Origin of the sequence: Aeoliella mucimassa (assembly GCF_007748035.1) — a bacterium.
In the GTDB taxonomy this organism is placed as follows: Bacteria; Planctomycetota; Planctomycetia; order Pirellulales; family Lacipirellulaceae; genus Aeoliella; species Aeoliella mucimassa.
In genome coordinates, this window is record NZ_CP036278.1 from 4,827,001 (window position 1) to 4,848,861 (window position 21,861).

The following is a 21,861-nucleotide window of genomic DNA, read 5'->3' on the forward strand; positions in this document are numbered from 1 at the left end:
TAAGTGCATCGCACTCATTGAACAGTGGCCGCTTGTCAGACGACGAGTCGCTGCAGAAGACCGGCGACGAACTCAGGGTCTCAAGGAGCCAACGATCAGACTCTCTACAGTGAGCCCAGCACCTGGCTGACTCTATTCCGGTGATGGGAGCCTACCAACAAGCGTCACGATCTCACGCAGCGTTTGTCGGGCCGAAATGCGGTGCTCGCAGCACGACGAATGCAACGGACCAGAAGCTTATCGCTTCAGCGAGTCGGCCAGGAACACGCCGACGGGTAGGAAGAGAATGAGCGGAAGCCAGGCAGCCAGTGCTGGGCGAATCCACCCTGAGTTACCCAGCGACTGACTTCCCAGCGTCACGACAAAGAACAGGGCCACCACCAGAATCGCGATGCCGATGGCAACAAACGGGTTGCGATTGCTTCGCGAGACCACCAGCGGCAATCCCAGGAACAGCAGCACCCCATCCATGAACGGTTTTAGCAGTCGCATGTGAATTGCCATGCGCACGTCGTTGCCAAGCTCGATGCTCGGGTTCTGAAGTTCTGCCACCAGTTCGGTGGTGCTAGCGTACTTGCGCCATTCCGATCCGCCAGTGAGTAGCTCGAAATCAACGTCGCTAACCACGTAAAGCTGGTCGGGCTTTAACCACGAAGCGTCGTGGGGCGTGACGATCACTGGTTGCTCGTCGAGCAACAGCGAGGGCTTGGACTTCAGGTCGGTAGGCACTTTCACGCCGCTCAGCAGGTATCCGCTCGGGCGGTTGCCCTCGGCCGGCATGTAGAGCGCCTGCTCGGCTGCCAGCTGTTTGCCGTAGGCCGATAAGTTCGAGGGGAGGATGAAGCTCGGGCCGATAATCGTCTGCGTCGACACGATGGCCTCGTCGCCGTCGATGCGGATGTCGGTTTTGCTATCACTCCGCGAAAAGACGTCTTCGCCTTGGTCGCCACCAATGTTTCGTGTATCGACCGCCAGGTGTTCGCGAATTTGCGGCATTACGATTTCACGATTCGTAGCCGCCAGCACGCCAATCGCCAGGGCTGCCAGAATCACCGGACGCAGCACACGTAGCCGCGACACGCCGGCCGCCAGCAGGGCGGTCAGTTCGTTGTATCGCTCGATCCAGGTAACCGTGAACATCGCGGCTACCAAGGCGAGAATACCGCTGGTTTGATCGAAAATCGCGACCGCTCGGTACGCGTAGTACTTGCCCATCACCACGCCTAGGGCCGCGTCCTGATTGCGGGCGAAGGTCATGAAGTGGTCGATGTTCGTAAACGCGTCAATCACCACGAACAGCCCGGTCAGGCTGATGTAACAGATGAGAAACATCTGTACGAACTGCCATAGCAGGTAGCGATCGATGATTTTCATGGCGTGGCCAATAGCATGGGGGCGCGGATTCAGGCAATCGGGGGAAGGTACTGAATCGGCAACCCCAGCGTCAACCGCGAACCGCCGCGTGCACCGGTATTCTCCCCGAATTACAATGCTAGCAGGACAGATTCGCATCGGGGGCAAACCAATATCATGACACTCTGGCATCATGCGTCGAAACGCTGGCTAAAAGCTGGGCTGGCGGGCCGCGAGCGGCTGCTTGAAATGCTGTTTCCTCCTAGCTGCGCAGCCTGTCATGCGCCGATCGCCCAAGGAGGCCCGGCCCAGTTCTGCGACGACTGCCTGGAGCTGTTCGACGAGTTCCGCCCTCCATTCTGTGCAGGCTGCGGGGCAAGTGTGCCGGTCGACCTTCCAGAGGGGCATACCTGTGGGCATTGCCATGGTGAGCGACGGCGATACAACCATGCAGTCGCACTCGGTCCGTACGAGGGGCTGTTACGCGATTTGCTTCTACGTGCGAAACGACCGCAGGGGGAAATCGTGGCCCTCGCCCTGGCCGAGCGACTGGTCGAACTGCATGGCAATGAGCTTCGCGAACGCGAAATCGACGTGGTCTGCCCGGTCCCCATGCACTGGCGGCGGCGGATCCGCCGCATGGCGAACTGTCCCACCACTATTGCCGATGTGGTCGCCCGACGGCTGCAGGTACCGCTGGCTGCCGGCCTGCTTCGGCGTCGTCGGGCGACTCGCCCGCAAACGTCGCTCGCCCCGAGCGGGCGGGATCAGAATGTCCGCCGGGCGTTCGCGTTGGGGGCCGGATATCAGCTACAGTCGGCACACGTGCTGCTGGTCGACGATATCCTCACAACCGGTGCCACCTGCAATGCAGCGGCCCGAACCTTACGCCGAGCCGGGGCCAAGAGCGTGACCCTGGCGGTGATAGGGCGCAGTTATTCGGGTCGTTAATGCCGCACCGGCTGCGTCGCTTGCCAAGGGCTCGAATGTCGCGAAAATAATGCTGCAATATTGAGAACATATTACGAATAGATAAGTAGCGACCGCCGCCTCTCCACGAAAATCCGCCCATGGCAGCCTCCAATTCCACTTCGACCAATAGCCCGAAACGGCCACTCGACCCGTTTCGCCGGGCGGTATTGCGCGGATTGGCGGTGCTGTTACCCCCGCTGCTGACGATTGTCATCTTCGTGTGGGTAGGCAATACGGTCATCACCTATATGCTCGAACCGATGGAGCAGGTGGCCCGCGGCACCCTTTTGCGATACGCGACCGATATTCAGCCTCGCAACGCGGCGGCCGAACTCGTTCAAGACAGTAACGCGAACTACAACACCTATCTGATTGGCGACGAACTCTACGCCAAGGCCGACGACGGCAAATACGTGCCGGTGCCGGTGTACGACAAGGTGGAATCGGTGGTGGGCCGCGCCGGCTCGAAAGAAGCCAGCGAGATCTACGAAGCCTACATCGACGAAGAGTACCTGCAACGCGAGTACGTGATCCCTGTGTTCCTGGGAGTCCTCGTTCTGGTGCTCTACCTGCTGGGCAAGTTCCTCGCGGCCGGTGTTGGTCGATTCCTCTGGTCGCAGATGGAAAGTCTGATCAAGCGACTGCCGTTGGTAAGTAACGTCTACTCGTCGGTCAAGCAAGTTACCGACTTCATGTTCTCCGACACCGAACTGAAGGCCACCCGCGTGGTGGCCATCGAATATCCCCGCCGTGGCATTTGGACCTTGGCCATGGTCACCGGTGAGAGCTTCCTCGACATCCGTGCGGCGGCCAACGAGCCAGTGCTCAGCGTGCTGGTGCCTACTTCGCCGATGCCATTCACCGGTTTTACGATGACGGTCCGCAAGAGCGAAACGATCGATCTCGATATCACGATCGACCAAGCCTTGCAGTTTATCGTGAGTTGTGGTGTAGTGGTTCCACCGCATCAGGTTTCGGCCGATGTGGATGGGCGCGACCGCATTCTGTCGGTCGACTCCAAACCTCACTCCCCTACCCCGACTCCACCATCCAGCGACGAATGAGGCCCCCAGCCGTGCACCAGGCATTGCGACTAGGCACACGCGGTAGCAAACTCGCTCGCTGGCAGGCCGACTGGACCGCGGCCGAGTTACGCGAACTTGGCCACACGGTGGAAATCGTCGAGATCACCACCACCGGCGACGCCAATCAATCGCACGACCTGGGAGCCATCGGCAGTGTCGGACTCTTTACCAAAGAGATCCAGCGAGCACTGCTCGACAAAGTAGTCGACTTAGCGGTGCACAGCCTGAAAGATTTGCCGACCACTCCCGTGGAAGGTCTTACGCTGGCTGCCATTCCCGAACGAGCCGAGGTAAACGACGCCCTCGTTTCACGAGAGGGGGCTCCGCTGCTGGCGCTGCCGCCCGACTCGATCATCGGCACAGGCAGCCTTCGCCGGCGATCGCAACTGCTGCGACTGCGACCCGATTTCAAGCTGGCCGACATCCGCGGCAACGTCGACACGCGCCTTCGCAAGCTCGACGAGGGAGAGTTCGATGCCATTATCCTGGCGGCCGCCGGACTGATGCGGCTAGGACTCGCTCAGCGAATCACTCAGCTGATTCCCCCCGAACAAATGCTGCCCGCCCCCGCGCAAGGGGCCTTGGGTCTCGAGTGTCGCGCGGGCGACCAGCGGGTGCTCGACGCACTTGCCCCGCTCAACCACGCAGAAACCGACGCCGCGGCCACGGCTGAGCGGGCGATGCTCGCCCGCGTCGAGGGAGGCTGCCTGGCCGCCATTGGTGCTTACGCAACCGTTGTCGATGGCCAGCTTACGTTGAACTCCACCATCCTGAGCGGCGATGGCTCGCAGCAACTGTCGGCCACCGCGACCGGGGCGATGGAGCAAGCCCAGCAGGTCGGCGAACAAGCCGGCGACGCCCTGCTTGCCCAAGGGGCGGCCAAACTCGTGCAAGAGCGTCGCTAACCTCGGCTGCAGCGATTCCTTCGATTCTCTGGTAAATGATTCACTCGCCTAGTTCGAGGGAGGGCCAACCGTCGTTCCAGGTCATCTCGCGAACCCGCAGTTTCGAGCGGCCGCGATCCTTCAGGTCGTACGCGTGCAGCGCCAGATAGTCGGTGCTTTCGAACGTGTAGGCCGAGGGATGACCAGCAGCGGCCCAGTTCTCGCCATCACCAGTGACGACGATTGTGCCTCCGCCGCGCACCAGACGATGCCCCTGTTGGTCGAGATACGGACCCCGGATGTCTTTCGACCGACCGACGATCACTTTGTAAGTGCTGTTCACTCCCTGACAACAACGATCCCACGAAGCGAACAAGTACCAGTAGCCATCCTTCTGGAACAAGAACGGGGCTTCGATCGCTCCGTTCATCATACTCTTGTTTCGCTTGAGCTGGTCTTCGCTATAAAGCTTGTCGTAGTCGAGTTCGGGATTGGCCGCGTCGCCCGCATCGCGCTCGTGTACTTCCATATCGCGACTGCGTGAAGCGATGGTATGCCATTCCGCTTCCTCTCCCTTTGCTACACTCGTGAGATCGGCATTGAGTTTTACCAACTTGATGCCCATCCAGAACGAACCAAACGTCATCCAGGGAGTGCCTTGCTCGTCGATCACCACGTTCGGGTCGATCGCGTTCCACATGTCACGGCCCGGCACCGAGCGAATCACCTCGCCATGGTCATGCCAGGCGAAGTCGGGACTTTTGCGGTCGAGTGTCTTGTTGGTCGCCACCCCGATGGCCGACGTGTTACGGCCGAATGCCGAGACCGAGTAGTACAAATAGTACGTGCCATCGTGAAAGAAAATGTCGGGTGCCCAGATGTCGCCACGGTACTGCGGCACCGCCTTCCACGCCCAGGCGGGAGGCTGCTCGAACACCGGCGGCTCGTCTTGCCAGCTCACCAGATCGTGCGAGATTTTCACCCGGATGCCGCGCCCGGTGCAGAACATGTAATAGGAGTCGCCCTGCTTGGCAATCACAGGGTCGTGAGCCCCGACACCGCGGTCCTGTGCCAGCGCGGCTCCGCCAAACGCATAGCCAACCAAACCAACCAACGCCCAACTCAAGATTTGCTTATGGAACATGAATCAACCATGAAAAGCAGTGGTAAAGAGAAATCTATGGGAATCTTTGTCAAGCGTGGTTTCTTAGGGGATCATCATTTTCTCCTATTGTCGGATGTTTTATTTCGTTGAACCAAGACCGCTGGGGTATGCGAGTCATCGGACCTGCCGTCCGTGCTCAAACATCTATGCGGTGATCACCCGCTACTCCGTTGGCAAGTGTCCCATAAAAACGTCGGCGAAGAATGTCCCATTCACTCGTGCGCCGATCGGAGTCGCTCTCCGCCGGCATTCTCTATATCGAGATCATCCTGGCTTACGGTCGGTTCGTTCGTGGATGGCTACTTGGCCGCGGCAAACTGGTAGGCTCGTCCGTCGCGGAGCATGGCGTGGACGACCAAGAGCAGTCGCCGGGCAATCGCACAGGTCGCCTTTTTCTTGCCGGTGCGTTGGCTTAATCGCTCGAAGGTCGTCCGCCAGCGGCTGCTCGATTGCTTGACCCGGTGGGCCAGTTGAATCATCGCCCACCGCAACAGCGGCGAGCCCGCTTTGGTGATGCCCAAGGCCTTGCGGTGGCCATCGCTTTCGCGGAACCCGGGCGACAGTCCCGCAAAGGCGACCACCGCATCGCCGCTAGTAAACCGTCGCCAGTCGCCCAACTCGGCCAGTAGCACGTTGATGGTCACCGGACCTGCGCCGGGAAGCGTGGCCAACACCTCGCGGGCTTCGCGTTCGGCCAGCGGTGCCCGCTCGGCGAACTCACGCAACCGGCAATCGACGTTCGCCAAGTGGTGCCGGGCCTGGTCGAGGTCTTCCAACAGGTCGTCAACGAGCCACCGTTCTTCGTCGAGAAATTGAAACTGTCTGAGGGCCTTCCGCCCGATGCGAGTGAACAGGTCGCGGCGGTCGGCGTTGTAACGGGTCAATAGCGCGCGAATCGTGGTCTTGATCGAGGTGATGCGATTCTGCACCTTCTGCCGTCGGCGGATCAGCGAGCGATGTTGCCGCACGCGGGGCGTGGCTCGCCACGCTTCGGGGATCATGTTGTGAGCCAGAAAGTCGGCCAGCGTCTGGGCATCGATCTTGTCGCTCTTGCGAGTGCTGTCGGCGATGACGCGGAGTTTATGGGGGTGGGCGATCACCACCCGCCGGGCCAGCGGTTCGGCCAGGGCCGCAAACCAGTCGTAGCCGATGGTCGCCTCGACGGTGATGCAAAACTCCCCGAGCGAGGCGAGGAACTCGCCGATCTGATCGGGCTCGTCGCAGCGTAGTCGCTTTCGCTGGACGACTCGCGTGGAGTGGTCGTGCCATTCGACCACGCACAGGCTAACGGTCTTCTTATGCAAATCGGCACCAACGTACTTCATGGGAATCTCCTTGCGTCGGGGTGAGACGGGCGAATAACCGTCCGTCGGTGTACCACGCCCCGGTGCACGCGACAACGCACGCAACGGGCTGATTCCCATGTTTTCACTCAACAAGCTGCCATCAGTCTAAGGGGGCGACGTTCGCGACGCCAGCATACCTATATTTTTTTGAGTTCTCCACCAGCAGTCACCGGCAATTGTATTGGTCCCCCTCCCCAGAACGGGTATGATCAAACCAAGTTCGTGAGGGCCAAATTCGTCGACGTTTTGGTATTCCCTCGCGATCCCCCTTCTTCTCTATGGAACAATCCAACGTTGAAATCCAAGGGCGCTCCACTTGCGATACTCTTCGCCAGCAGCCTGGCACACGTACTGCTGTTTCTCGTCTTTTCGCGAAGCGGGCTATCGGATGGCAAAGTGATTCTCCTGTTGATTGTGTTGCCGGCCATCTCACTCGGAGCATGGTTCGGCCTTCGCTACGGATACCTTGCGCTCGGGTATGGGTTTCTGTTTACTGCGATCTATCTGACCATCGGTAGCCTGGGGTTACTGGAACGCACCACTTCCGGGGCGGTCGCGCTCGGCTGGGGAGTGGAAGCGGTCGCCTGCTCCGTGATGGTGCTGGTTGCTAGTTCGATGGCCGCAGTGCCAGCAGCCATGCTACGGGCGAAACGCCGCGCATCGGGCATGTGACCACCCCGAATCGCCCACAAAGTGTGCTCTCGAAACTTGCCAACTTTTAAGTGGAAAATGGCCACCCTAGGTGTTCCAATGAACATGCAACAATCCGAACACTAAATCACCCCATTTGCGCTACCGGTGCGCGCCGTAGGTGAGGCACGCGCTGCTAGGCTGCGCAAAAGGAGAACTCCCATAGATGCACTATGCTCAGAATAGATTCCCATATGGGAAAATTGAATTTTGACTTCCGTCGATTGCATACGCTGCAAGTCGATGTCTGACAACAGGTTACAGCTCCGGCGATCGACGTATGAATTTTCCCATCGGATCGTATTTGGGCAAATGGGAAACAAAACCGCCCGGCAGCGAGTCGCCTGGTGAGTGGACCGACTATATAGCCGATCGGCTGGCTAGCTGATTGGGCGAGTGACCCAATCGTGCTGCAGGTGCTTTTCGCACCGCGATAGATCGAGCGAGGTTCCCAGGCCTGGCCGGGTGAGCGTGGGGGCTCGCCCTCCGTAGCCAAAGGTCATGTCGTCGGTCGTAAGCTGCTCGGCCAGCACATGGCGGTCGTACGAGCCTTCGAGATACCGGGCTCCGCCGATCGTGGTGGCAAAGTGCCGACCTGCGGCCGACAGGATGCCGGTTTCGCCAGGATGGCAGCCGAGCTGGTAGCCAAGTTGCTGCTCGGCAGCGTACGCGGCCAGATCGACGGAGCGAAGCAACCCGCCACATTTAGAGAGTCGAATATTGAACAAGTCGCAAGCCGATAGACGCACCGCCTCGCGAGCATCGACCATGCTGGTGAGCGACTCGTCGAGCATCACCGGTACTTCGAGCGAAGATCGCAGCTCGCCGAGTGCTGCAAGTTGCTCGTGCGCGAGCGGTTGTTCGATACAACTGATGCGGTACGGCGTCAGCTGGCTAGCGTACTCGAGCAACTGCTCCGGTAGCCAGGCTTCGTTTGCGTCGACACGTAGATCGACCTTAGGGCCGATCCATCGCCGGATCAGGCCTAGTCGGCGAGCGTCGGACTGGTTGTCGCTGCCGACCTTCACTTTGCACTGGCGAAATCCATACACCCGCATCTTGAAGGCCGACCGGCCTGGCTTCCGCCCGTATTCGGCGTCGATCGTGGTGCTGAACGCTACCTGCGAGCGAGGTTCGAGCAGTGGCTTTGCCGGTTCGTATTGCGAGAGCATCGCGCTGGCCGGCTCGCCGAAGTGTTTGCCATACGCGTCGACCAGGGCGAGTTCGATCGCGCACCGCAGCGAGTTGCTACGGCAGTCGCGAGGATCGTCGCCATCGACGGGTAGCTCGATCCGCTGGCACATCGCGATGACCGCCTGCCAATCGTCCGCTTCGGTCGAGAGTGCTGCAGCCAGCGGAGCCAGACCAAACTGGGCGAGTGCACCGTCGGGCGACTCGCCGGTGACATACGGGCGCGGCACTCCTTCGCCCCATCCGAGAGTACCATCGGCCAGTTCGACCCGAACCACCACGTTATCGCTGTAGTGACGCACCGCCGAGGCATGGCGAAACGGCTTACGCAGTGGCACTCGCAGAACGTTGGCCGAGATGCTTTGCACGTGCATGACAAGCTGGCCTACGTTGCGGACTGGCCGCAAAGATCGTCGAGGGCTTCGTGAATGCCTTCGCGAAAATCGACTTGCGGACGGTACCCCAACACCCGCTTCGCTTTCGCAATCGAGTAATCGAGGTTGAGAGTCATGAACTTGATACGAGCCCCAGTAAGCAGCGGAGCCTCGGTGGCGCCGCGGAGCTTGGCAATGCGTTCGATCGGCCGGACAAGCAGTCGAGCCAACCACTCGGGCACGTGCTTCGGGTGTGGCTTGCCCAGGTAATCGGCAATCGTGTTGATGTACTCTTCGCGAGTCACCAACCGAGCGTCGCGAATGTTGAAGGTCTCGCCGATGGCGGAATCGCTTTCGATGGCCAGCAGCACCGCGTCGGCCAGGTTGCCGACGTACGTGTTATTGAGCACTTTGTCGCCGGGGCCGATGAACTTCATCGAGCCGTCGTTGAGCTTCTCGATCACCCGCGGAATCGAGTGTCGCTCGCCAGGCCCGTAGATAAAGCCAGGTCGCAGGATGACCGCCCGCAAGCCATGCTCCTCGATGTACTGTCGGATGAGCACCTCGGCTTCCGCCTTGGTGCGAGTGTAACCATCGAGCCCAGTAAGGCTGGGAGGCGTCGACTCGTCGGTTCCGTGATGGTGCTGAGCGGGATAGACACCGAGCGAGCTAATTTGAATCCAACGCTCGAGCTTGCCGGTTCGCATGGCAGCGTTCAGCAGATACTCGAGTGCCATTACGTTGATCGCCCGGTACTTTTCGGCCGGGCCCCAATCCCCAATATGAGCGGCCGCATGAACCACGACCTCCGCCTGTTGCACCACGGCTTCCAGCGATTTCGTATCGGCCAGATCGCCGACCACGAACTCGACGCCGGTTCCTTCGAGCGAGGATCGATCGGAGTTCGCCCGTACCATGGCTTGCACGTGGTAGCCCGCTTCGCAGGCTTTTTTGACAACGCACTGCCCAACCAGACCTGTCGCTCCGGTAACGAGAACGGTTTTTCCAGACACTGTGGTGGCTCCAGGATGCAAAGCCCAACGCACGGCGAGCAGCCCTGTTGGCTACGACGCGACCCGGGCGGACGCCGATTCAAGGGGAGATGGCAAATTATCGGCGAAGTGCATGTCGCCGACCAGACAGGGTTGCTTGAACTCTTCGAAATTGCCGCGGGCTCGGCTGCGATTCGCCCGAAACGCTTCCCAGGTTCCCGGGGGAATCTCAAGGATAGCCACTGGATCAATCCGCCCACTACGACACTTGTCGGCGTACTCTTCGTTGACGAGCGACAGGTGGTGTTGCAACCGGGTGGCCAACTGCTGCGCTTGCTGCAATTGCGGGCCAGGCTCGATCAACAACTCGTAACGGGGCTTTTCGGCCATGGTCGGAGCAAGCGTAAACGTGCAGGTCGGCAATCCCAGATCAGCGAGGGTATTCGAGACCGCAGTGACCACTTGGTGCTCACTAAGCTTCTCGCCGGTAACGCTGGAGAAATGCCGGCCTTTGTTCAGGAAGCGGAGGGTCGGCATCTCGCCAACAAAGCCACTGCAGTGCACCATGTCGTGAATATCGTAGCGATACAATCCGCCAGAGGTCGTCAGCAGAATAAAGTAGTTATGCCCGGCGGTGAGTTCATGGGCGGCCAGCACTGTAGGGTCGGGCGAGCCATGTTCTTCGGCCGGAATGAACTCGAAGAAATGGTGCGAGTAGTCAAGCAATCCGTCGGGGGTGTTGTCGGAAAACGGAATGGTCATGCGACCTTCGCTGGCCGAGATGCCATGATCGCGAATCGCCACGTCGCCGTAGTATTCGGGAAGTTGCGAGAGATAGACACCGACCGATCCACCAGTCCACGTCGCTGCGAGCCCCAATCGAGGCCACACATCTTTCGGCCGCAGTTGGCCTGTTCGGTCGAGAATACGCTGCAGTTGCCGCGCACGCTTGGGACTTGCTCGCAGCCTGGCCCGCAGTTCGCTGCGAACATCTGCCGGAATCTCGTACGCTTCGGAGAGACCACCATCATGAATATCGCGAATCAGCGACTCGGCCTCGTTTGTCGCCCGGCGAGCGAACTCAATCAACGTGCTGGGATTGGCCGTGATGAACATGCCAACGTTGTTGCTAGCCATGCTCAGCCGCAGCGAAGTGTAATGCTTGGCCGCAAAGTCGCGAATCTTGATCACGCAGGCAGGCAGGGCAAAAATCCGCTTCATGTAAAACGGTCGCGAGGTGGCCGCCAAACCGCTGATGTTGCCGCAGAAGACTCCACAAGGAGTCGGTTCTTGCTGCCAGTCGCTGGAGAGTTGCAACGTTTGCCGACGAAGCAGCGACTCGTGGTCGCGATAGACTCCGGTGCCCCAGAGCTGCCAACTCTCGCGGTATTCCTTGTAGAATTTCTCGGTAACCGGCAATCGCTTTGGTTCGTTGGTGGTGCCGGAAGTCATGGCAAACATCAGCACCCGGGTGTTCGGGGCGAACATCGCCTCGACGTTGCCTTCCATCACTTTCTGGATGAAGGGACGGTAGTCTTCGTAGGTGGTGATCGGCACCTGACGGCGAAAACTGTCGATGTCGTGAATCGCATCGAATCCGTACAGTTTGCCAAACTCGCTGGACGAGGCCCGCCCCACTTTGTCGAGCAATGCCTTTTGCTGGATAGCCCGGCCGCGGCTTGCGCCGGCGACGAAGCGATCGACCTGACTGCATTTATAACGCAGTATTGCCGAACGAATTGGACCTTGCATCGCTAGTACACTCATAATGAGGGGGCGGACGGGCGCCGTAAATGCGGATCTTAGGATGCAGTTAACTTAGAAATACGGTCTATCACGTCCTGTCGGGCATAAAAAGTTGCGGCAGCTTGTTGCTCGAGTTCGTGAGTCATGCTCACGATCTCTCGATTCACCGGCGCATGGATGCCCGCACTTTCCGCCAAGCGAACAACCTGCCCGTTAATATGCTCGACCTCGGTCGGTTTTCCCCGTTCGAGGTCCTGGTAAAGAGAAAAGACGATCGGCGAGCGTTCGAATTTCCCCCTCAATCCAAGCTGTACCACTTTATCCAGTATCGGCAATTCCAATGCTAGCATCAAGTTTTCTAGGCGGGAAAGATCGGATCTCCCTGGAATACGAGCAATTTGAATGCCAACAGCTGAATAGACACGCTTGCACTCATCCACAATCGCGCGTCCCACAACCCGACGCCATGGTCGGTGAAACAATGCTTCGGTCATAAAGTTCGAAGCCGACAAGCACGACGCGTAGCCTAACGCATTGATAGTGAGTTTGTTATAGCGAATCCCCAAAATGTTTGAGTGCGGCAAAAATTCGAGGCCTGGTACATGAATACGGTTCAACAGTTCGACCACTTTTTCAGCGGCAGCAATACTATTGAGCCCAATCGGCGGACCAAACAGTGTACACCCGTCAAGCTGCATGCTCACGGTACCTGGTTCGCGGACTGCCATGTTGGTCGTTGTCATGCCCATCACCAGTCGTTCGGGCGCGACATGGTTGGCGTAAGCCTGATCGTTAATGCCGTTTTGGATCGACACCACTACGGCGTCGCCAATGGCATCGCCAGCTTGCTGCAAAGCCTCGGCGGTACCCTGCGATTTGACCGTGACAAACACGAAGTCGGAGCCCGCAACGTCGGCTGGATCGAAGCTCCAGGCAATCGGCACCGAGCGGGTCCCCCACGGCCCGAGCGTACGGATCTCGCCCGATTCGGAGATGGCTTGCCCGTGAGCCCCCCGCACGACGACCAGCACATCCAGATCAGGCGCATAGTGCTTCAAGAGCGCGGCGAACATCGATCCGATGGCCCCGGCTCCGAGAAAACTGACTTTCATGTTGCGATCCGTCAACTACACAAACAAATTCAGCGACCAACGATCCACTGTTGGAAATCAAGATTCGCCTGGCAAAAGCTGTCCCACGCCGTTGTCGTTGGCACCGATCTCATCGACCGTCGACCGGCGGATATCGGCTGCGTCGGTTGTCTGCCCTCCACGCAAATAGGCGTGCGAAGGCTTCGACAGCACATCGAGCACGGTGGGGTACTCTTGTCCCATATGGCCTTTGAACAAGTATCCGTCGCAGATCACCACGTTGTCGCGATACGGTGGGTACCGCATCATCACATGATGAGCCTTGCGCATCTTGTGCCAAGGAATGGTCGGAAACATATGGTGCAGCACATGATTCCACTCGCCAAAGGGAAAGAAAATTTCCCGCTCGAACCAAAGTCCTTCGTACACGCGACTGTTGGTGAAGTCGCCGTTGTCGGGATAGTTACCGTGGTGGGCGATCTCGCGCAAAAACAACGAGCAAGGGTAAACCGTAACCAACGGCAACACCCAGTACAGGAAGTACTCGGGAATCCAGCCGAACCACCACAGCGCAGCGGCCATACCGAGGTAGTAGACCGCCCGCAAAAGATTAAGCGAAGTTTTGGAGAGAGGGCTTTGGTCTTTGATACCATCCTCTTCCTTCATGAACGCGACGTACTCGGCCCGTCCCTTCAGATAGCTAAACGCTTTGTGTGGCGAGAGTTGCAGGATGATGTACTCCCAGATGAACCGTGCCCGCGTGAGCGGAAATTCACGATCCTGATGCTTCATCAGGCGAATCAAGTCGGGATCGTGTTCAGGATCGTTCACGTTGCGATGATGCCCCCAGTGACCAATGCGGTAGTTGCCTACCTTGCCATAAAACGGGAACACCACCAACAGGTTGGCCATCACGTCGTTGAGCAATCGATTCTTGAACAACAGATAATGACTCGACTCGTGAACCAACGTTGCCAGGCGTGTCTGCGACCAGAAACCAATCGCCAGGATGGTGACTGCATAGACTGGCAGTTGCCACCAAATCGCCCAACCTGCTTTGGTCATCAAGCTTGTCGCCCAGACACATGCACCCACGATCGCGGCGTACACCACGTACTCGCGAGTAAGTACGTACCAGTTCGTGAAATTATCGGGCGCACAGAGCTTGCGAATCTCGGCGTACATTTCCCGCCGCGACAGATCTACACTTGCTTGAGCCATGGTAAAACTCAGTGGGACCTAACTAAACCGAGGATAAAATAAACAAACTAGAATCTTTGGGCAACAGAATACAGCGACCCATTTTGCACGGAAACAACGTGATTTCAACACAATATGATGCAACTTGCCACCTTTTGCTAGCAAGACTTGAAAGCGACAATTCTCAATATTGGCCTGCAAACCGCCGATGCCATGATTTCGTTGGGTACCTTCTGAGTTCATCCCCTCTGCAATAGCCATGCCTGCCGACTCGCTCCGAATCCTACTTACCGAGGGAACCAGCCTTTCGGCCCGGCAGACGCTGTACGCCTTGGGAGGGCTGCATACGATCGACGTGATCGACCCGAACCCTCTATGCCAGTGCCGATTTTCGCGGTTTGTCCGTCGATGGCGCAAGTCGCCCCACTTTGCGAAAGACCCTTCCGATTTCCTGCACTTTCTTGCAGACCTCATCCAACGAGAAAAATACGACGTCATTCTGCCGACTCACGAGCAAGTTTATCTACTCAGCAAATTTCGCGAAGAGGTCGGGCTGGCTTCGAACATTGCCTTGCCGACGTTCGACGCCTTAAAGCAGGTGCAGGACAAAGCTGGTTTCACCAGAACGCTCGAAAAACTCGAACTTCCGCTGCCCGATACCACGATTGCGACCACCGAGGAGGAGCTTCGCCATAACTGGAGCTATCCCTTTTATCTTAAGCTGTCGCACAGCACCGCCGGGATGGGGGTGTTCCATATTACAGATGAAGAAGAACTCGAACACCGTATCGAGTTACTCAAGGCTGCTGGACAGTTGGATGGCAACACCGAGATTTTGGTGCAACAACCAGCGAAGGGAAATCAGTCGACCGTGCAAGCGGTGTTCGACTATGGCAAACTCGTTGCGCTGCACATGTTCGACGCCCGCCAGCTCGGCGTCGGTGGAATGTCGGCCGCACGCACGGGAGCGCACCATCCGGTAGTCGAGCAGCACGTGGAGCGTTTGGGCAGCCACCTCGACTGGCATGGAGCGATGTTCCTCGACTACTTCTACGATTACGAAACCGAGCAGCCCGAATACATCGAATGTAACCCGCGAGTCGGCGAGACCGTGAACGCCTGGCTCTCGGGTAACAACCTGCCGGAGCAGTTAGTGCGAGTCTCGTTGGGTGAACACCCCGAGCCGCTTCCGCCAAGTAAAGTTGGCGTACGCACGCAGAGCTTCTTCATGATTCTGCTCACCATCGCGTACAACGGGGGGACTCGTTGGGAGCTGCTAAAAGAGATCGTGCAGTTCCGCCTGCGTCGCGGGATGTACGCAGATAGCCAGGACGAGCTTACCCGACTAAGCGACGACTATTGGAGCATCATACCGCTGTGGGGAATCGCCGCGCAGTTGCTTGCCTGGCCAAGGCTCTCGCGCAAGATCGTCGCTGACACGATTGAGAATTACGCGTTGCCGGAGTCGGCGATTCAAGCGATGGAAGCGCTCGACCCGGCGGCATTTGGCAAGTTGTTCACCCCACCGACCTAGCGAAGCTAAATCGGTGGGGGTGAACGAGTGGCTTAGACTTCAAACTCTTTTTCGTACTCGGCAGTGCGGTACTCGCGTTTGACGAGTTGCTCGGCCGCGTCGGAATCGAGTTCGGCGATTTCGCCGGTTTGATCGTTGATGGTGATCTTGCCCGCTCCGGAGGCAGTTTCGCCGCTGTCCCAGGCTTTGACCTGCGACTTGAAACCGTTGTACAGCGAGTCCCAACCTGCGGGAGCCGCACCGGCTGCTTCGCTGGCAACGCCTTCTAGGCCGGCAATGCTGGCGAAGTGACACCAAGCAGTCGAACGATGGCCGATAGCCACTTCGGCCGCGAGGTCGTCGAGCTTACGACTACGCACGGCATCCAAGAAGCCCCTTTGGTGTCGATTACCCGAGCCACCCGAGAGCTTCTTGATTTCCTTGCCATCGTTATCGACGAATCGACCTTGGCCGCGAGTGCCTTCGTATCGGCCACCTTCGCAGAACACGGTGTATCCGGTATTAAAGCCTTTGTAGTCGGCTCCCTTCATGAGCTGCTTGAAGGGAACCACATTGCTCATGATATACGTGAGCGGAAGCACCTCGTTTTCGTACTGGGCGACTTGGATGTTTGGCGTGTTGCCAGCGTCGTCCCAAACGGCCCGCATGCCGGCCGAGGTCACTGCAGAAGGCCAGCCGAGTTGGTCCTTGAAGGCCACGTTCAGAGCGTCGTCCATCACATGCACGCCCCAGTTGCCCATCTCGCCGTTGCCGGTGTTGAAGTCCCAGTGCCAGTCGTAATGCAACTCGTTGCGGTACAGCGGTTGATCCAGCGCGGGGCCGAGCCACAGGTCGTAATCGACCGAAGCAGGCGGCTGCAGCGGGGTATCCCGTTTGCCAATCGGCTTTCGCTCGCCGACACGACTCACCACCACCCGCTCGGGCTTGCCGATAATTTTCTCTTCGTGCAGCAGTTGTTTGATCTGAGCTTGGATGGGGCTCGAACGCTGCTGGGTGCCAACTTGCACCATGCAGTTGTTGGCCCGAGCGGCTTTGACCAGTTGCTGTTGTTCCCACAAGTTGTGCCCCAGTGGCTTTTCGACGTAGACGTCTTTACCCGCCTTGCAAGCACGCACCGCCGCCAGGCAATGCCAGTGATTACAAGTGGCTACCACCACGGCATCGACTTCGGGGTGCTCGATCAGCTTGCGCATGTCGGCAAAGCGTTCGGCGTTGGCCAGCTTGCCGCGGAGCTTCTCAGGAACACGGCTCAGATTCTGCAGGCGATCCTCGTCCGGATCGCTCAGGGCGACAATTCGCATGCCGGGCAAGCTACTGAAGGCATCGATCAACTGCCCACCGCGCCAACCGACGCCGATGAATCCGAGTCCGATGGTGTCGTTTGGCGAATCGGACTGAGCCGATGCGCGACGTGTGATAGCAGCGCCGGCGGCAACTGCGGAAGTGGCAAGAAACGTGCGACGATTAAGCATGCTGGACCTCAACTTAGGTACTTTCACTAGCAGAAAGTGCTTTAGACTTGTTCATCTAATTATAGTCGGACCGCAAGCGGCTTACCAAGAAGTAAACCGCTTGCGGTCGTCGTGGGTTACCTGCATCGTCCCAAAATCCAGAGTTTGGAACGCTGTTTTTCAGCCGCCTCGCGTTATTTCGCTTCGGCTTCTGCCGATTTTGCCAGATCGTTTTCTGCCGCATCGACTTCGGGGTTGGGGGTCGCGTCGCCGTCGATCTGGCCAGCCAGCCAGCGGATGCCGTTGAGTAGCGACTCCTGATAGGTGGGGTTGGTCCACACGTCTTCGCGATGGCCAAGGCTCATGTGCATCACGCGTCCCTTACCGTAGTCCTTCACCCAAAGCACAGGTACGTGATAGGGCTTCTTGAGTTCGGTCTTCTCCATATCCAAGCTCATCAGCACCCGTACCTTCTTGGGTTGCCAATGGTTGAACTGGTAGATCTCGTCGGTAATCACGAAGCTCGATCCCCAGGGTTCCGAAGCGGGATGATCTTGGTCGTGCACCTTCACAGTCACCGTAGTGTTGGCAGTCCAAGGGTGGCCATTGAAGCTGCCGCCGATCATGTCCCAATAGGGTTCGTAGTCGGCAAAAGTATCGGCTGCCGAGTGAACGCCAAGAAAACCATGGCCTTGTTCTTTGATGTAGGTATCGAGGAACCACTTCATCGTCTCTTCGCTGATGGGCAACCGCGATCCGTCGTCGTACATCTTGCCAGTGGTGAAGAACATGACGATGTCGTAGTTCTCAATCAATTCGGGCTTGAAGTCGTTCTCGACGTCTTTCGTGCAGTCCATGTGAAACAGTCCGGTGCTGATACCGAGCTGAGTCATGATCTTCTCGGTGTGCGAGAGATCGGTCGACTTGCGGGTGATGGTCGAGTGCTGGAAACCACCGCTCTGGGTGACAAGCAGGATGCGCAACGGCCCCTTCTTTTCGGCAGTCTTCTTCTCGCCTAGCGAGCGAATCTTCATGTTGCGGAACCAAACCTGGTGGCCATGGTCCTGCAAGGCGATGTGGCCATTCATTTGCTTAGCAAATGCTTTCCAAGCAGCGAACTTGGTGCCTTCGATTCGCTTGTTCCAATCGTCGCTGCCGATCTCGGCATCCACGACCTTCTTGCCATTCAACCAGTGCTCCACGTGGTTTCCGTCGACAAGAATGCGCCCGGTGTTCCACTCGCCGGCTGGTTTCGCGACATCTTCCGAAGGACCATACAGACCGTACAACGAGCCGGAAGCGGTGGTATCGGTCGCTTTGAGATTCCAGCCTTTGTTGTCGAGCACCTGATATTCGGGGCCAGTGACATAAGAAGGTTGATCAGTTACCTGTACCCCGTAGATGAGTCCGCTGTTCCCCCCTTCGGAGATCTTCCACTCGAACTTAAGTTCGTAGTTCTCAAACTTCTCCTTGGTCATCAGATCGGGACTTTGCGCGGTACGCGTAAGCACGTCCCCTTCGATCACCCAACCTTCTGGAGCCGAGTCGCCTTTGGTGTTGTATCCGCACCAAGCATCAAGCGAGGTGCCATCGAACAGTACCTTCCAATCCTTCGCTTCTTCGGCTGCCGCAACCTGAGTGAGCCCCAAGCATAAAAAGAGAACCCATGCCAAACGATGGAGACGCATCAAACCACCCTCCTGATTTCTGAGTAGTAAAAAAGAAAAGCCCAGCGAATAGCCCGCTTTGTCTGGGGGGATCCGCTGGGCGTGGTCATCGAATCAACGCGATTATTCGTCCAGCGGCTTCACCAAAATCTTGCGGAAGTGCACCTCGCTACCAGGATCGTGGCCCTGGATGGCAAAGGTACCCGACGACAAAACGCGACCCTTGAAACCGTTGGGGCGTTCGACGTCTTCTGGCTCGGTGTAATCGCAGGTGACTTCGCCGTTTACCTTGATCACAACGTGATTGCCTTTGACGATCACATGCTGGGTGAACCACTCGTTGTCTTTGTGAGGAGCTTTATCGAGCACGTCCTCCACTGCGTACAGGCCGCCCGACTTCTTGTTGTCGCCATGGCTGCAGTTTACTTGCACCTCGTATCCCTTTTCGGGCCAGCCCGATTCCTGGAACTTGGTGTGGAAGTACATGCCGGAGTTCGACTTCGGCTTGGTCATGATCTCGCACTTCCACTCGAAGTTAGTGAAATCGTGATCGCAGACATCGCCAGTGTAGAACAGGTGAGCGCGATCGCCGTTAACGATCAGCTCGCCGTCGACCACCTTGAAGGTCTCAGGATTCTCATTGGCTTCCCAGCCGGTCAGATCTTTGCCATTGAACAGGCTGATCCAGCCTTCTTCTTCGGCGGCTTCTTTGGTTTCGGCAACTTCTTCGGCCGTGAGCCGCCCCGCCCCCAGGGCGACGACCCCAACCAGGGCCAAACCCCACATCCAACGCATGCGTACTAGTTCGCTCATCTTCTCGAGACTCCTCATAAATGGTGCTCTGAATACTGGAAAAACTCATGGAGGCAGTGGATTTGATTGTAGCTTCCGCGAATTGCCGTGTCACGCAGCTCAATGCCCCTGTGACAAACAGGCAAATTAGCCACTTTGGGCGACATTCGTCTTCGGCTGCCTCGCCCTCCCGGCGGCGGAATCGCATCTGCCTTAAAAGCCTAACACCTAAGTTGTGTGGGTACTTTTATTTTGGTAAGATCACAGGCTTATCGAAAAGCCGCTTTCCAGGCCTTGGGAGAGTCCCCGAGCCCGGCCAATCGATGTAACCCCTATCACTCAGGTTGGCGACCGGCCTTTTCCTCCCCCTGCACCGCCCCGTCGGCGTTGCCTCTCGTTTCGCCGCTCGCCAAACAGGTATTTCATGGTCAATCGTAATTTAATTCGTGAGTTTGACGTTTCGGAAGAAGAATGGAACGAGGACATCGGCATTGGGCTGATGGAAGAGTTGCCGCCCGAGATGTTGGAAGAGGACACCGACATCTCGCCCGAGCAAATCGTCGAGGGCAAGATCGTTCGTGTTGACGACGAATTCGTCATCGTAGACGTCGGCTACAAAAGCGAGGGCATGGTTCCCCGCAGCGAGTGGGAGGAAGACGAAGAAACCGGCGACTCCGCCGATGAACCGCCAGAGATAGGGCAAACCGTACGCGTCCTGGTCGAGGACGTAGAAGATGTGGTTGGCCGCCACGACGATCGCGGGATGATCGTTCTGAGCAAGCGGAAGGCCGAGAAGATCGAGAAGTGGATCAGCGTCATGGAGAAAGTCCATGAAGGCGACACGGTCTCGGGCGTGGTCGAGCGCAAGATCAAGGGTGGTCTGCTCGTCAACATCGGCGTCAACGTGTTCCTGCCTGCCAGCCAGGTGGACATCCGCCGTCCGCACGACATTGGAGAATACATTGGGCAGACCATCGACTGCATGGTGCTCAAGATCGACGAAACCCGTCGCAACATCGTGGTCAGCCGCCGCAGCTTGATCGAAGCCGAGCGTGCCAAGAAGAAGACCGAACTGCTCAAGGAACTGGAACCAGGTCAAGTCCGCACCGGTGTGGTCAAGAACCTGGCCGACTTCGGTGCGTTCGTCGACCTTGGTGGTATCGACGGTCTGTTGCACATCACCGACATGAGCTGGGGGCGCATCAACCATCCATCCGAGATGGTGAAGATCGACGACGAGATCGAGGTGATGATCCTCAACATCGACTACGAAAAAGAGAAAATCGCCCTGGGCCTCAAGCAAAAGCAGCCCAGCCCGTGGGACAACGTTGCCACGAAGTACCCGGTGGACTCGAAGGTCAAGGGCACGGTTGTCAACGTGATGAGCTACGGTGCCTTCGTCAAGCTCGAAGATGGCATCGAAGGTCTGGTGCACATCAGCGAGATGTCGTGGACCAAGCGTATCAACCATCCTTCGGAATTGGTTCAGATCGACGACGAAGTCGAAGTGGTCGTGCTTGGTATCAACGAAGAGAAGCAAGAAATCTCTTTGGGTATGAAGCAAACCCAGGACAACCCATGGGACAAGGTTATCGAACGTTACCCCACTGGTTCGATGGTCAAAGGCCGCGTGCGGAACCTCACCAACTACGGTGCCTTTATCGAAATCGAAGAAGGCATCGATGGCTTGCTGCATGTCAGCGACATGTCGTGGACCCGTAAGATTGGTCACCCCAGCGAAGTGGTCGAAAAGGGCCAGGAAATCGAGTGCAAGGTGCTGTCGGTCGACCAGGAACGTCGCCGTATCGCGCTGGGCCTCAAGCAGCTGGACGAAGATCCTTGGGCCACCGACATTCCCGATCGTTACCAACCTGGCCAACTGGTCAGCGGTAAGGTAACCAAGATCACCAACTTCGGCGTATTCGTCGGACTGGAAGATGGTCTGGAAGGCTTGCTGCACATCTCGGAACTGGCCGATCACAAGGTCGAGAATCCCTCGGACCTGGTGAACGTCGGCGACGAGATCGAGGTCAAGGTACTGCGTGTCGATATCGACGATCGCAAGATTGGCCTGTCGCGCAAGCGTGTCGAATGGGCCGAGCAGGACGAGATCGAAGCCGAAATGGCAGAGAATCGCACCTCGGATGGCAAGGAACTGAAGGGTGGTATCGGAGGCGACTCCGGCCCGCTGTTCAAGGCTGCCGCCGAAGAAGCTCCTGCTGCTGAAACTTCGGAAGAAGGCGAAGAATAGTCGCCAACCTCACAATCGGATCGGCTGTTGCAATCGCACACCGCTCCGCATGAGTGCTAATCACAAAGCGGCTCTTG

17 protein-coding genes are annotated in these 21,861 nt (G+C 57.9%); 6 read left to right on the top strand and 11 right to left on the bottom strand.

Annotated elements, in window-relative coordinates:
- Positions 1–237: 237 nt before the first annotated feature.
- Complete coding sequence (locus Pan181_RS18915; RefSeq protein WP_197528509.1) at positions 238–1,374, bottom strand: LptF/LptG family permease; 1,137 nt, start codon at positions 1,372–1,374, stop codon at positions 238–240.
- Positions 1,375–1,530: 156 nt separating this feature from the next.
- Here Pan181_RS18915 and Pan181_RS18920 point away from each other — a divergent pair, with 156 nt between their 5' ends.
- From Pan181_RS18920 to hemC, 3 genes are all read left to right on the top strand, one after another.
- Complete coding sequence (locus Pan181_RS18920; RefSeq protein ID WP_145249077.1) at positions 1,531–2,304, top strand: ComF family protein; 774 nt, start codon at positions 1,531–1,533, stop codon at positions 2,302–2,304.
- A 119-nt stretch (positions 2,305–2,423) separates the two neighbouring features.
- The gene (locus Pan181_RS18925; RefSeq protein ID WP_145249079.1) at positions 2,424–3,389 is read left to right on the top strand and encodes a DUF502 domain-containing protein; all 966 of its coding nucleotides are present in this window, start codon (positions 2,424–2,426) and stop codon (positions 3,387–3,389) included.
- A gap of 11 nt (positions 3,390–3,400) precedes the next feature.
- On the top strand, positions 3,401–4,315 hold the full coding sequence (gene hemC, locus Pan181_RS18930) for a hydroxymethylbilane synthase (protein ID WP_197528510.1): 915 nt from the start codon (positions 3,401–3,403) through the stop codon (positions 4,313–4,315).
- Positions 4,316–4,355: 40 nt separating this feature from the next.
- Here the strand turns inward: hemC and Pan181_RS18935 are convergent, their stop codons facing one another.
- Positions 4,356–5,438 (bottom strand): family 43 glycosylhydrolase, encoded by a 1,083-nt coding sequence (locus tag Pan181_RS18935; protein ID WP_145249083.1) that lies wholly within the window; start codon positions 5,436–5,438, stop codon positions 4,356–4,358.
- Between the two features lie 320 nt (positions 5,439–5,758).
- Positions 5,759–6,784, bottom strand: coding sequence for an IS110 family RNA-guided transposase (locus tag Pan181_RS18940; RefSeq protein WP_197528511.1), 1,026 nt, complete (start codon positions 6,782–6,784; stop codon positions 5,759–5,761).
- 315 nt (positions 6,785–7,099) lie between these two features.
- Between Pan181_RS18940 and Pan181_RS18945 the strand changes: the two genes are divergently transcribed.
- Positions 7,100–7,477 carry a hypothetical protein gene (locus Pan181_RS18945; RefSeq protein WP_145249085.1) on the top strand — a complete coding sequence of 126 codons (378 nt, stop codon included), beginning with the start codon at positions 7,100–7,102 and terminating at the stop codon, positions 7,475–7,477.
- A gap of 398 nt (positions 7,478–7,875) precedes the next feature.
- On the opposite strand, the gene Pan181_RS18950 is transcribed toward Pan181_RS18945, so the two are convergent.
- Genes Pan181_RS18950 through Pan181_RS18970 form a run of 5 tightly spaced genes read right to left on the bottom strand, consistent with a single transcriptional unit; the run spans position 7,876 to position 14,110 of the window.
- Positions 7,876–9,060 carry a dipeptide epimerase gene (locus Pan181_RS18950; RefSeq protein WP_145249088.1) on the bottom strand — a complete coding sequence of 395 codons (1,185 nt, stop codon included), beginning with the start codon at positions 9,058–9,060 and terminating at the stop codon, positions 7,876–7,878.
- An 11-nt stretch (positions 9,061–9,071) separates the two neighbouring features.
- On the bottom strand, positions 9,072–10,073 hold the full coding sequence (locus tag Pan181_RS18955) for an NAD-dependent epimerase/dehydratase family protein (RefSeq protein ID WP_145249090.1): 1,002 nt from the start codon (positions 10,071–10,073) through the stop codon (positions 9,072–9,074).
- Between the two features lie 51 nt (positions 10,074–10,124).
- Positions 10,125–11,804, bottom strand: a complete 1,680-nt coding sequence (locus Pan181_RS18960) for a GH3 auxin-responsive promoter family protein (protein WP_145249092.1) — start codon at positions 11,802–11,804, stop codon at positions 10,125–10,127.
- Positions 11,805–11,854: 50 nt separating this feature from the next.
- Positions 11,855–12,925, bottom strand: a complete 1,071-nt coding sequence (locus Pan181_RS18965) for a ketopantoate reductase family protein (protein ID WP_145249094.1) — start codon at positions 12,923–12,925, stop codon at positions 11,855–11,857.
- A gap of 42 nt (positions 12,926–12,967) precedes the next feature.
- Complete coding sequence (locus Pan181_RS18970; RefSeq protein ID WP_145249096.1) at positions 12,968–14,110, bottom strand: fatty acid desaturase family protein; 1,143 nt, start codon at positions 14,108–14,110, stop codon at positions 12,968–12,970.
- Between the two features lie 238 nt (positions 14,111–14,348).
- Between Pan181_RS18970 and Pan181_RS18975 the strand changes: the two genes are divergently transcribed.
- Positions 14,349–15,623 carry an ATP-grasp domain-containing protein gene (locus tag Pan181_RS18975; RefSeq protein WP_145249098.1) on the top strand — a complete coding sequence of 425 codons (1,275 nt, stop codon included), beginning with the start codon at positions 14,349–14,351 and terminating at the stop codon, positions 15,621–15,623.
- Positions 15,624–15,655: 32 nt separating this feature from the next.
- Here Pan181_RS18975 and Pan181_RS18980 read toward each other — a convergent pair whose 3' ends face one another.
- The 3 genes from Pan181_RS18980 to Pan181_RS18990 form a co-directional block, all read right to left on the bottom strand.
- A complete protein-coding gene (locus Pan181_RS18980) occupies positions 15,656–17,095 on the bottom strand; it encodes a Gfo/Idh/MocA family protein (RefSeq protein ID WP_145249100.1) in 1,440 nt (479 codons plus the stop codon).
- Between the two features lie 173 nt (positions 17,096–17,268).
- On the bottom strand, positions 17,269–18,762 hold the full coding sequence (locus Pan181_RS26660; RefSeq protein WP_231943643.1) for a family 16 glycoside hydrolase: 1,494 nt from the start codon (positions 18,760–18,762) through the stop codon (positions 17,269–17,271).
- 102 nt (positions 18,763–18,864) lie between these two features.
- Positions 18,865–19,554 (bottom strand): 3-keto-disaccharide hydrolase, encoded by a 690-nt coding sequence (locus Pan181_RS18990; protein WP_197528512.1) that lies wholly within the window; start codon positions 19,552–19,554, stop codon positions 18,865–18,867.
- A gap of 403 nt (positions 19,555–19,957) precedes the next feature.
- Here Pan181_RS18990 and Pan181_RS18995 point away from each other — a divergent pair, with 403 nt between their 5' ends.
- On the top strand, positions 19,958–21,784 hold the full coding sequence (locus tag Pan181_RS18995; RefSeq protein WP_145249102.1) for a 30S ribosomal protein S1: 1,827 nt from the start codon (positions 19,958–19,960) through the stop codon (positions 21,782–21,784).
- Positions 21,785–21,861: the final 77 nt, after the last annotated feature.